The organism is Streptomyces sp. NPDC058751 (assembly GCF_042746485.1).
GTDB lineage: Bacteria > Actinomycetota > Actinomycetes > Streptomycetales > Streptomycetaceae > Streptomyces.
This window is the reverse complement of record NZ_JBHYPZ010000005.1, coordinates 153,205-164,922: the sequence shown is the minus strand read 5'-3', so window position 1 is coordinate 164,922 and position 11,718 is coordinate 153,205. Positions and strand designations below refer to the sequence as shown.

The following is an 11,718-nucleotide window of genomic DNA, read 5'->3' as shown; positions in this document are numbered from 1 at the left end:
ACGGTGGCCAGGGTCCTGGCCACCGTGACACGGGCCCCGTTCCCGCCGGAGGCCTCCCGGAGATCCGGCACGGACGTCTCCCGGACACCCGTCCCGAAGGGGTCTCCAGGACACCTCCGCCGGAGGGTTCTCCCGGAGACCCCTACCGGGAGACGGCCGGTGTGATGCGGCCCCGGACCTCGCCGAGGCCCACCCGGGTCCCGCCCGGACCGGGCGCCCAGGCCGTCAGCGTGACCTCGTCGCCGTCCTCGAGGAACGTGCGCTTGCCGTCGGGGAGTTCGAGGGCGTCACGGCCGTTCCAGGTGAGTTCGAGCAGCGAGCCGCGCTCGCCCTCGGAGGGGCCGCTGACGGTTCCGGAGCCGTAGAGGTCACCGGTGCGCAGGGAGGCGCCGTTGACCGTCATGTGGGCCAGCTGCTGGGCGGCCGTCCAGTACATGGTGGAGAAGGGCGGTTCGGAGACGACGTGGCCGTTGACGGCCACGGAGATCCGCAGGTCGTAGCCGCCCGGCTCCTCGGAGGCGTCGTCGAGATAGGGGAGGAGGGGGTGCGTGCGGGAGGGCGGGGCCACCAGGGCCTCGTCGAGGGCGTCCAGCGGGGTGATCCACGCCGACACGGAGGTGGCGAAGGACTTGCCGAGGAAGGGGCCGAGCGGGACGTACTCCCAGGCCTGGATGTCCCGTGCCGACCAGTCGTTGAGCAGGCAGAGGCCGAAGACGTGGTCGCGGTAGTCGCCCAGGGGCACCGGCCGGCCCTGCTCCGAGGGAGTGCCGACCACGAAGCCGACCTCCGCCTCGATGTCCAGGCGGATCGAGGGGCCGAAGACCGGGGCGGCGTCCGTGGGGGCCTTGCGCTGGCCCGACGGGCGGACGACATCAGTGCCGGACACCACGACCGTTCCGGAGCGGCCGTGGTAGCCGATCGGCAGGTGCTTCCAGTTCGGCGTGAGCGAATCGGCGGCGTCGGGGCGGAAGATCTGGCCGACGTTCCGGGCGTGGTTCTCGGAGGCGTAGAAGTCCACGTAGTCGGCGACGGTGAACGGGAGGTGCAGCGTCACGCCGGAGAGCGGGTGGAAATGGGGAGCGAGGGTCTCCCGGTGGGCCGGGACGGTCACCCAGGCCGTCAGCGCGCGCCGGACGTCGGACCAGGCGGTGCGGCCCGCGGCGAGCAGCGGGTCGAGGGTCGGCTGTGCGAGCAGCCCGGCGTAGGGGGAGCCGAGCGCGCGGGCCGCGGCGCCCGCGTCGAGCACGTGGTCGCCGAGCCGTACGCCGACGCGTCGCTCGGGGGTGCCGGCCGGGTCGGTCAGGGAGAACACGCCGTACGGCAGGTTGTGCGGGCCGAAGGGATCGCCCTCGGGGACATCGAAGGGGGGCATCGGTTGGTGCCTCGCTTTCGGATTCGTACTCGCCATGTGATCCATGCGTTCCACGCGTTTCATGTGGTCGGGGCACACGTTACGGGGGAGTGCCCATGCTGTGGCAGGGCCTAAAGGGTTTGCAATGTCCGAATTGGCCCCGCGCGGGGCGGACGGCCGGCGGACTGCGGCGCACCGACCGCCGGGTGATGGGTGGTGCTGCTCCGGTCCAGGTCCTGTGTCCCGGGCGTGCGTCACGGGGCATGCGTCCGGGCTGCACATCCCGGGCCGCGCGCCATGGGCCGCGCGCCATGGGCCGCACGTCGCGGGCCGTGCGTTCCGGACCGCGTGTCCGTGACCGCCTGCGGGCGCCCATGTCGTCACGGTTGCCCGCGGCTGCCCTCGCGCGGACTCCGTGACGTCCTTCGTGCGCGGGAGGGAGCCGGAAGGGAGTTCAGATCTTTCCGTAGCAACGGGCGCTCCGTTCAACGGACTTGGATATGTCCGTTCCGGGTCGGGCAGGGAATGCGCGGTCGTTGGGGCGGCCGGTGGTCGAGTCGGCGTTTTCCAGGGGGTGTTGGGGAGTTGTGGTCGGTCGTGTGTGGGAAAGTCGGTGTGGGCGGAAGCGGAGCCTGGGTGATCCGAAGTGGTCGCAACGCGCTTACCACCGTGCGGTGAACGGCGTTGCTGACGGGATACCGGACGTCGTCCGGTTCAGGCCGGGCCGTTGAGTCGTTCGATCCGTATTCTTCGGATCATGGCCGCTCCGACTGCATATTCACTCATCGCCACTGACCTGGACGGAACGCTGCTGCGCGGCGACGACACACTCTCCGACCGGTCACGCGCCGCGCTGGCGAAGGTGACCCGGGCGGGTGCCCGGCATCTCGTGGTCACGGGCCGGCCCGCACCGCGCGTGCGACCGCTTCTCGACGAACTCGGCGGCGAGGGACTGGCGGTGTGCGGACAGGGGGCGCAGCTCTACGACGCCGGCGCGGACCGCATGCTGTGGTCGGTGACCCTGGACAGGGAACTGGCGGAGACGGCGCTCGGCAAGATCGAGGCGGAGGTCGGGCTGCTGTACGCGGCGGTCGACCAGGACGGTGTGGACGGGCTGACGCTCATCGAGCCGGGGTACGTCATGCCGCATCCGACTCTGCCGGCGGTGCGGGTGCCGCGCCGGGACGACCTCTGGGCGGAGCCGATCAGCAAGGTGTTGCTCCGTCACCCGTCGTTGTCGGACGACGAGTTGGCGTCGGCGGCGCGGGGGGTGGTCGGTTCGCTGGCGACGGTCACCATGTCCGGGCCCGGCACAGTCGAACTCCAGCCATGCGGGGTGACCAAGGCGACGGGGCTCGCTCTCGCCGCGGCGCATCTCGGGCTCACCCCGTGCGCGACGATCGCTTTCGGGGACATGCCCAACGACATCCCGATGTTCGACTGGGCGGCCCGGGGTGTGGCGATGGCCAACGCCCATCCGGAACTGAAGGCGGTGGCCGACGAGGTCACCCTGTCGAATGAGGACGACGGGATCGCGGTCGTCCTGGAGCGCCTCTTCGGCTTCTAGCGACGCTGCCGTACCCGCCGCCGCGTCCGTACCGCATCACCGCCACACCCGTATGCACCACCGACACACCCGCCGACGGGCCTGGAAGGCGTCGTCGGCGGGTGCGGTGAAGACGGGGTGCGGCGGTGCGGTCAGTAGGCGCCGTTGACGTTGTCGATGGAGCCGTACTTGTCGGCCGCGTAGTTGCAGGCCGCGGTGATGTTCGCGACCGGGTCGTAGATGTTCGTCGACGTGCCGGGGACGTGGTAGGCCCGGAAGGTGGGGTCGATCACCTGGAGCAGGCCCTTGGAGGGGATGCCCGCGGCGGCGTTGGAGTCCCAGTTGTTGATGGCGTTGGGGTTGCCGGAGGACTCGCGCATCACGTTGCGGTGGATGCCGTTGTAGCTGCCCGGGATGCCGGCCTTGGCCATGACGTCCAGGGATTCCTTGATCCAGCCGTCGAGGTTGTCGGCGTACGACTTGGCGGAGGCCTGGGTGGCGGTGGTCGCCTTGGACTTGGCGACGGCGGGGGTCGCTTTCGCCGTGGTGCTGACGGTCGTCGACTTCAGCGTCTTCGTGCCCACGGTCAGCTTCAGGCCCGGACGGAGCACGGAGGGGTTGTCGCCGATGACGGCGCGGTTCGCCGCGTACAGCTTCTTCCAGCCGCCGCTCTTGGGGTACTTCTGCGCGACCTTGGAGAGGGTGTCGCCCTTGACCACCTTGTAGGTGACGAGCTGCACGTTGGGGACCACCGCGGTGGGGGCGGCCTTCGCCGCCTGGGGGGCCTGCGCCGGGGTGGCGGCGTTGGCGCCGGTCGCGCTCACGAGCGGGAGGGCGAGGGCGATACCGCCCGTTCCGGCGACGATCATGCCCCGGGTGATGACGTTGGTCTTCGTGCGGCGGTGCTTGCCTCGTACGGGCATGGCGAATTTCCTCTCCGGCGCCTGCGAGGTGAGCTGTCGGGTTCGGGCGGGAGATGCCCGGCCGCGCTTGTGGGCACGGCTTCACCCCGAGCCGGTCCGGTGTGTCCGGATCGGCGGCTTACCTGTGGTTCCCCCGCTCCTGCCGTGCGTGGGTCGATGGGTTGCCGGGCGGCGGCAGGATTCGGCGGTCCGCCCGGGGTCGACCAGAACGTATGTGAGAGCACATGTCCGAAACAAGACGAGATTTGACCGCGAAGATCGCTTTGGCCTAGTTGATGCACGGGCAAAAAGTCCGATTGTGTCGGAATTGAATCCTCAACTCGCCTTCCGTGGAAGGGGTGGGTCGAGGGAGCCGCGCGGTGGCGCCCCGGTCGCCCGGTGACCCAATTCACGAGACCAAAGAGCATCAAGGTCGCATGAGGGGTAATTCGGGCATTGCGGCCGTGTCGGCGGACGTGTCGGGCTCCTCGAAAGATGCCGAGCAGCCCCCGGTGGAGCGGGAATTGTGGTGCGGGACACATGGGGGCACGGGCCTGTGGGGGCGGAGCCCGCCAGCCGGAAGCGGGCCGGACCCGGGCGGCGGCCGTGCGGCGAAGTGCGCCTCGCGGTAACGGGTTTCGGTGTGACGTTCGGTCAGTGACCTTTGGGAGGAAGGCTCTTCTTTCGGGCTTGGCGGAGAACGGCTTCGTCGCAGCCCTCGCCGGCGACCCCGCGGGTAGCCCCGCCGCCGCTCCCGCGGGCGAGTGCGCCGCTCGTGACGAAGTCCCGCGCGTCGATCGTGTACGTCTTCCGGGTCCCCTCCGCGCGCCCGGGGCCTGCGGGGTGCGCGCGGGCTCCGTCGAGCCCCGGGTTCGCCTCCGGGCTCCAGGTCTCCTCCAGGCTCCGGGTCCCTCCTCCGTCGCCTTGAAGCCGAAGCCGAAGCCGAAGCAGACCGACCGGGCGTTTTCCTTTCGCCGGCCCGGCGGGTCCCGTACCGGACGCGGCGCCGCGCCGTGGCGCCGGGCGTGCGGACGGGTGCCGCCCGGGAGGGGGACCGGGTGTCGCCCGGGAGGGGGACGGAGACGCCCTCGTGAGTGATCCCGTAAGGGGGGGCGTATGCATGCGCGGGGCGCTCACCGCATGCGGTCGCAAGCCGGTTCATATCGTCTGATCATGAACATATCGCCGGTGATCGGGTGGAGCCCGTGAGCCGGGGTATCCGTCGTTGGGGCACGCAGGTGCTTCCCGTGTGCCTTCCGGGTGTACTCCCGCATACCTCCTGGCGGAGCGAAGTGGGCCGGGGGACGGTGGGCGCTCGCGGTGATCGAAACCTGACCGGATACGCTGACTTGAGTGATGGCAGCGACACATCGACAAACCGTGTCATCGACCGAATGATCGACCGAGTTCGCATGTGATCGTCAGCAGACAGGAGAACCTCTCGTGACCGTCGTCGGGCCGTTCGGGCTGAGCGTGCGGGACCAGGCTCTCGAAGCCGATGTCCAGGCCGGATTGGCGGCTGTCGAGGAGGGTTTGCTCGAAGCCACCAAGAGCGAGGTCCCGTTCATCACGGAAGCCGCCCAGCACCTCGTGCGGGCCGGCGGGAAGCGGTTCAGGCCGCTGCTCGTGATGCTCGCCGCACAGTTCGGCGACCCCTACGCGCCGGGTGTCGTGCCCTCGGCCGTGGTCGTCGAGCTGACCCATCTCGCCACGCTGTACCACGACGACGTGATGGACGAGGCCGAGGTCCGGCGCGGGGTGGCCAGCGCCAACGCCCGCTGGGGCAACTCGCTGGCCGTCCTCACCGGAGACTTCCTCTTCGCCCGCGCCTCCTACATCCTGGCCGACCTCGGGCCCGAGGCCGTCCGGATCCAGGCCGAGGCGTTCGAGAGGCTGGTGACCGGGCAGATCCTGGAGACCGCGGGGCCGCGCGACGGCCGGGACCCGGTCGACCACTACCTCGACGTGCTCGGTGGCAAGACCGGATCGCTGGTCGCGGTCGCGTGCCGGTTCGGCGCGATGATGTCGGGTGCCGACGAGACGGTCGTGGATGTGCTCACGCAGTACGGCGAGCGGCTGGGCGTCGCCTTCCAGCTCGCGGACGACGTCCTCGACATCGCGTCCGACTCGCACGAGTCCGGCAAGACGCCGGGTACGGACCTGCGCGAGGGCATCGCCACGCTGCCGGTGCTGCGGCTGCGCGAGCGCGCCGAGCGGCTGGGGCTCGCCGAGGACATCGCCCTGTGCGAGCTGCTCGCCTCCGACCTGACGGACGACGCCCGGCACGCGGAGGCGCTGGCCCGGCTGCGGGAGCACCCCGCGCTGGAGCAGGCGCGCCGGGACACCGTGCGCTACGCGGAGGAGGCGCGCGCCGCGCTGGCCCCGCTGCGCGAGTGCGACGCGAAGGCCGCGCTGGTCGAGCTGGTGGACGCGGTGGTGCACCGGGCCGGCTGAGCCGGCCTGTCGGTCCGGCCGGCGGGTCGGCCGGGAAGCCGACGCGTGGATCACCGTTCACGAGCCGACCGGGGCGCGGACGGCGGATGCCCGGTCCGGGCCGGCCGTGTCGACCGGCCCGTGTCGGCCAGGGTGACCCCGCCCGTGCCGGGTGGCCGTCAGTAGCCTCCGCCGCCTCCCTGGCTCGTCGCGACCGGTGTGGTGATCTTCGCTCCGCCGGGTGTGACGGCCCACCACGTTCCGTCCACTCCCTGGCCGTAGGGCTCCTTCGGTTCGTCGTCCTTGGCGTACCGGTACAGGGGCCAGCCGGCGAGGGTGATCTGGGTGGTGCCGTCGTTGCGCTTCACCGTGGAGACCAGGCTCTTGTCGATCCCCTTCGTGGTCACCGAGCCCCGGTCCGTGGTCGTGGCCGCGGGCCAGAGCGTGGCGCAGGTGTCGTAGCAGCTCACCCTGGTCGGGTTCGCCGAGTCCGTGTCGAAGCGGTACAGGACGTACCCCTTGCCGTCGGTCACGACCGTGCCCAGTTTCGCGATCTCGGCGGTGGTCAGCGTCGACGTCGCCGACCCCGTGGTGCCGCTCCGCGCGGGGCTGCCGCTCCGCTCGGTGCCGCTCCCGTTGTCGCCGCCGCCACTGCTGCCGCCTCCCCCTCCGCATCCGGCGAGCGCGAGCGCCAGGACGGCGGCGCCCGTGGCGGCGTATCCCGTGACGTGTCTGATGGCAACCATGGCGATCCCTCGATCCTGTGATCCCGGAGTGCCGGGCACTCCGGTCGCTGCCACCCGTACGTACGGATTCGAACCGATTTTTGCTCGAAAGGTCGCCACATTTGACTGCTTCTGAGCGATGCAGAGTGGTGTGACCGGCGCCACAGGAGGTGGGTGAGTCCCGTGCCGGACCGGGCCCGTAATCGTGCGCGGAAGCTGACGCAGGGGGCGTCGGCCTGGTTATGGGGAGGAACCGGAACCATGGGACCGAACGCCATGTCCGCGGCGCGTCGCAAGAACCTGATCCTGACCGGCGTCGCGGTGGCCGCAGCGGCCGGAGTCGCGGCCGTCGTCGTCCCGGCGGCCGCCGCCGACCACGGCTCTCGCACCGGGAGCGGTGCCACGCACGCTTCCGGGCGTCACGGCCGGACGGTCGTGACGAGCCACGCGGTGATGGGCGGCAGCGGCGGCACCGTCCTCGCCGCGAGCCTGCGCGGCGACGGCGCGGCATCCGCCGAGGGCGGCCCCGCCGCCGGTGACGAGGACGGCGCCGCGCTGGAGTTCATCAAGGTCGAGGGCGACGAGGTGTCCGTCGCCGTGACCTGGCGCGGTACCGGCAGGCCCACCCTGCTCCACGTCCACCAGGGCGCGAAGGGCGCCGACGGCGACATCGAGATCGACTTCACCGGGCTGCTCCGCCGGACCGGGGGCCACAGCGCCGTCGGGACCGTCAAGGTCGAGGACGCGGCCCTGCTCGACACGCTGAAGGCCGACCCCGGGTCGTTCCACGCCGACCTGCACACCACGAAGTTCCCGGGCGGGGCCGTCCGCGGACAGCTGCACAAGGTGACCGGCACCTTCGACTTCCGCGACGTCCTCCGCAACTTCCAGGCGTCCGTGGTCGAGGGCGAGCAGATCTACGAGTGCAAGCCGGCCGACGGCGGCCACGCCTTCGCCCAGCGCGATGTCGCCGCACGGCTCGGCGGCCACATCGCCCACTCGTTCGTGAAGCCCAACTCCGTTACCCCGCAGTGGATCGCGCCCGACGGCAGCGCCGTCACCGGCACGCTGATCGCGAAGACCCCGAACGGCGCGGCCAACATCCCCGAGCTCGACCTCCGGGCCACACGGTCCGGCGAGGACCACGGCCTGCTGGCCGGCACGCAGGAGATCCTGCGCCTGAACACCGTGGGCGGTGTCGCCCCGGCGGGCCCGTGCACGCCGGGCGCGGTCGTGGGCGTCCCCTACCGGGCGGACTACGTGTTCGTGCAGCGCTGAGACGGGCGGCCGGTCCGGAGAGGACCGGCCGAGGGCGTGACCAGGCGGTGTCTCTCCGCACGTGACCCCTACGGGTCGGGGGAGGCACCGCCCCGCCACGTCATACCGCAGGACTACGAGGAGTTGAGCCCGGGGGTTGACGCGTTCGTCCGGCGCATTTGGTCAGATGGAGAACACCACTCCTCACCGGTCCGGGTGAGAATGGCGGCTTGGGAGTGGAACACGGAACGAGGGCAGGGCCGCCGCCGACGACGGAGGTAAGGCACACATGGCACCGTACGAATCCGACGACAGCACGAGGGCCGCGGAGGACGACGACAGGCTCGCCGGGCGACGCAAGGCCGCGCGGTACGTCGTTCCGGTCGCGGTGATGGGGGTGGCGGCGGCGACGATCGGACTCGTCCCGGCGCTCGCCGACTCCGGGGACCCCGACCTGCCGAAGGTCACCGCGCAGCAGCTCATCGAGAAGATCGCCGAGTCCGACGTCCAGCAGCTGTCCGGCACCGTGAAGATCAGCACCGATCTGGGACTGCCCGACCTGGGCGGTCTGGAGAGCGGCCTGCTGTCCGGCGCGGTCGAGGGGCGCGACGGTTCCTCCGCCGACCCGCAGTCCAAGCTCCTCGAACTGGCCTCGGGCACGCACACGCTGCGCGTCGCGGCCGACGGCCCGGACAGGGGCAAGGTCTCCCTGCTGGACGACGCCGCCGAATACAGCGTCATCCACGACGGCAAGGACGTGTGGGGGTACGACAGCAAGTCGAACGAGGTCTTCCACACGACGTCCGACGAGTCCGGGCACGCCGACGGCGGCCGGAGCAAGGCACCGCGCGAGGTCCCGGCCACCCCGAAGGACTTCGCCGACGAGGTCCTCAAGTCCGTGGACGACACGACCTCCGTGACCGTCGACGGCACCGCGCACGTCGCGGGCCGCGACGCCTACAGGCTGGTCGTGAAGCCCCGGCAGTCCGGCACCACGGTCGGCGCGATCAGCATCGCGGTGGACGCGAGGACCGGACTGCCGCTGAAGTTCACGCTGACCCCGGCGAGCGGCGGCGCGGCCGTCGTGGACGCGGGCTTCACCCAGGTCGACTTCTCCCGGCCGGCCGCGTCGGTGTTCGACTTCACCCCGCCGAAGGGCGCGAAGGTCACCGAGGGCGACGACCTCGAGGGCACGAAGGGCGACGCGCCGAAGGACTTCGGGAAGGCGCTGCCGAAGGAGCACGAGGGACCGGCCGACGGCCCCGGCGCCCCGAAGACCATCGGCGAGGGCTGGAACACGATCGTCGTCCTGGACGGCGGTGGCGAGGGACTGCCGTCCGGCGCCTCCGGTTCGACCGGCAACAGCGACGTCGACGGGTTCCTGAACTCCCTCGGCGACCAGGTCAAGGGCAAGTTCGGCTCGGGCACGGTCTTCTCGACCCGCCTGGTCAACGCGCTGATCACCGACGACGGCAAGGTGTACGCCGGTGCCGTCACCAAGGCCGCGCTGGTCGAGGCGGCCGACGCGGCCCGGTAGAAGCAGCCGGGCGAAACGAACCGAGGGAGTCCATGGAGGAGCTGTCCGCCGCCGACGCGGTGATCGCCACCCGCGCGCTGAGCAAGCGGTACCGCGGCGGACAGCTCGCCGTCGACGGCCTGGACCTCACCGTCCCGGCGGGCAGCGTCTTCGGCTTCCTCGGACCGAACGGCTCGGGCAAGACCACCACCATCCGTATGCTGATGGGCCTGATCGAGCCGACCTCGGGCACGGCGAGCGTGCTGGGGAGGCCCATGCCCCGGTCGGCGCGCGCCGTGCTCCCGCACGTCGGCGCGCTGATCGAGGGCCCCGCCCTGTACGGCTTCCTCTCCGGACGGGACAACCTCCTCCGGTACGACGCCGCCGACCCGACCGCCGACCCCCGGACCCGCAGGGCCCGTGTCGGGACCGCGCTGGACCGGGTCGGACTGACCACCGCGGCGGGAAAGAAGGCGAAGGCGTACTCCCTGGGCATGAAGCAGCGGCTCGGACTCGCGGCCGCGCTGCTCCAGCCCCGCCGACTGCTCGTCCTGGACGAGCCGACCAACGGCCTCGACCCGCAGGGGATGCGGGAGATCCGCACCCTGGTGCGGGAGCTGGCCTCCGACGGCACGACCGTCTTCCTCTCCTCGCACCTCCTCGACGAGATCGAGCAGGTCTGCACCCACGCGGCCGTGATGACCCAGGGGCGGCTCGTCGTCCAGGGCCCGGTGGCCGCCCTCGCGGCCGGCGCGCGGGGCCGGCTGGTGGTGACCACCCCGGACACCGGGGACGCGGTACGGATCCTCAAGGAGCAGGGCGTCACGGATCTCGTCGTGACCGGGACGGGAGTGACCGCGGAACAACCGGATCGCGAACTCGCCGAACTGAACGCCGCGTTGGTCGCGGCGGGCGTCCGCGTCCGCGGCTTCGGAGTCCAACGGGCCTCGCTGGAGGACGCGTTCGTGGCGCTGACGGGGGAGGGCTTCGATGTCGCGGGCTGAAAGCACGCCGAGGCAGGACGCAGGGACGACGGAGCCGGGCGCGGCCCCGGCGGCGAGGCCGGGAGACGACGGAGCGGCCCGCACGACGACGGGAGCACGACCGCGGACCGTCCGAGCCCCCAACCTCCTGTGGACACTCGGACTCTTCCGCGACGAACTCGTCACCACCTTCCGCCGCTGGCGCACCATCGCGCTGCTCGGCGTGCTCGCGGCCGTGCCGGTCCTCATCGGCGTCGCCGTCAGGATCGAGACGAGGGGCGGCTCGACCGCGGGCGGTGGCGGCGAGGGCCCCGCGTTCATCGCGCAGATCACCAACAACGGCCTGTTCCTGGTGTTCACCGGCCTGGCCGCGACCCTCCCGTTCTTCCTGCCGATGGCGATCGGCGTCATCGCGGGCGACGCGATCGCGGGCGAGGCCAATGCCGGCACCCTGCGTTACCTCCTCGTCGCGCCCGCCGGACGTACCCGGCTGCTGCTCACGAAGTACGCGACGACGATGACGTTCTGCCTGGTGGCGACCCTGGTGGTGGCGGTCTCGGCGTTCGCGGTGGGCGCCCTGCTGTTCCCGCTGGGCGAGCTGACCACGATCTCCGGGACCCGCATCGGTTTCGCCGAGGGGCTCGGCCGGGCCCTGCTCATCGCCCTCGTCGTCGCCGCGTCACTGACCGGTGTCGCCGCGCTAGGTCTGTTCGTCTCCACCCTCACCAACAGCGGCATCGCGGCCATGGCGACGACGGTCGGGCTCCTGATCACCGTCCAGATCCTCGACCAGATCCCCCAGCTGCACGCACTCCAGCCGTACTTCTTCTCCCACTACTGGCTGTCCTTCGCCGACCTCATGCGCGACCCCGTCTACTGGGACGACCTGGTCCGCGACCTCGGCCTCCAGAGCCTGTACGTGGCCGTGTTCGGGTCGGCCGCGTGGGCACGGTTCACGACGAAGGACATCACCGCCTGAGCGGGAGCGCCATTACGCCGGGCGTC

At 71.3% G+C, this 11,718-nt stretch carries 9 protein-coding genes and 1 riboswitch; of the genes, 6 read left to right on the top strand and 3 right to left on the bottom strand.

Features of this window, described 5'->3' with window-relative positions:
* Nucleotides 1–142: 142 nt before the first annotated feature.
* Nucleotides 143–1,372 carry a fumarylacetoacetase gene (gene fahA, locus ACFW6B_RS07445; RefSeq protein WP_386592991.1) on the bottom strand — a complete coding sequence of 410 codons (1,230 nt, stop codon included), beginning with the start codon at nucleotides 1,370–1,372 and terminating at the stop codon, nucleotides 143–145.
* A 736-nt stretch (nucleotides 1,373–2,108) separates the two neighbouring features.
* Here fahA and ACFW6B_RS07440 point away from each other — a divergent pair.
* Complete coding sequence (locus tag ACFW6B_RS07440) at nucleotides 2,109–2,918, top strand: HAD family hydrolase (protein WP_386592989.1); 810 nt, start codon at nucleotides 2,109–2,111, stop codon at nucleotides 2,916–2,918.
* A 131-nt stretch (nucleotides 2,919–3,049) separates the two neighbouring features.
* Here the strand turns inward: ACFW6B_RS07440 and ACFW6B_RS07435 are convergent, their stop codons facing one another.
* On the bottom strand, nucleotides 3,050–3,820 hold the full coding sequence (locus tag ACFW6B_RS07435; protein WP_386592987.1) for a transglycosylase SLT domain-containing protein: 771 nt from the start codon (nucleotides 3,818–3,820) through the stop codon (nucleotides 3,050–3,052).
* Nucleotides 3,821–3,823: 3 nt separating this feature from the next.
* Nucleotides 3,824–3,985: riboswitch (cyclic di-AMP (ydaO/yuaA leader) on the bottom strand.
* A gap of 1,257 nt (nucleotides 3,986–5,242) precedes the next feature.
* Here ACFW6B_RS07435 and ACFW6B_RS07430 point away from each other — a divergent pair.
* Nucleotides 5,243–6,253, top strand: coding sequence for a polyprenyl synthetase family protein (locus tag ACFW6B_RS07430; RefSeq protein WP_386592985.1), 1,011 nt, complete (start codon nucleotides 5,243–5,245; stop codon nucleotides 6,251–6,253).
* Nucleotides 6,254–6,411: 158 nt separating this feature from the next.
* Here the strand turns inward: ACFW6B_RS07430 and ACFW6B_RS07425 are convergent, their stop codons facing one another.
* Complete coding sequence (locus ACFW6B_RS07425; protein WP_386592983.1) at nucleotides 6,412–6,978, bottom strand: hypothetical protein; 567 nt, start codon at nucleotides 6,976–6,978, stop codon at nucleotides 6,412–6,414.
* A 240-nt stretch (nucleotides 6,979–7,218) separates the two neighbouring features.
* Between ACFW6B_RS07425 and ACFW6B_RS07420 the strand changes: the two genes are divergently transcribed.
* From ACFW6B_RS07420 to ACFW6B_RS07405, 4 genes are all read left to right on the top strand, one after another.
* Nucleotides 7,219–8,235 (top strand): CHRD domain-containing protein, encoded by a 1,017-nt coding sequence (locus tag ACFW6B_RS07420; RefSeq protein WP_386592982.1) that lies wholly within the window; start codon nucleotides 7,219–7,221, stop codon nucleotides 8,233–8,235.
* A 268-nt stretch (nucleotides 8,236–8,503) separates the two neighbouring features.
* Nucleotides 8,504–9,751 carry a DUF2092 domain-containing protein gene (locus ACFW6B_RS07415; protein ID WP_386592980.1) on the top strand — a complete coding sequence of 416 codons (1,248 nt, stop codon included), beginning with the start codon at nucleotides 8,504–8,506 and terminating at the stop codon, nucleotides 9,749–9,751.
* Between the two features lie 32 nt (nucleotides 9,752–9,783).
* Entirely contained in the window at nucleotides 9,784–10,734 is a 951-nt protein-coding gene (locus ACFW6B_RS07410) for an ABC transporter ATP-binding protein (RefSeq protein WP_386592978.1), read from the top strand.
* A complete protein-coding gene (locus ACFW6B_RS07405; protein WP_386592977.1) occupies nucleotides 10,721–11,692 on the top strand; it encodes an ABC transporter permease in 972 nt (323 codons plus the stop codon). Before ACFW6B_RS07410 ends, ACFW6B_RS07405 begins: the two co-directional genes overlap by 14 nt.
* Nucleotides 11,693–11,718 lie beyond the last annotated feature (26 nt).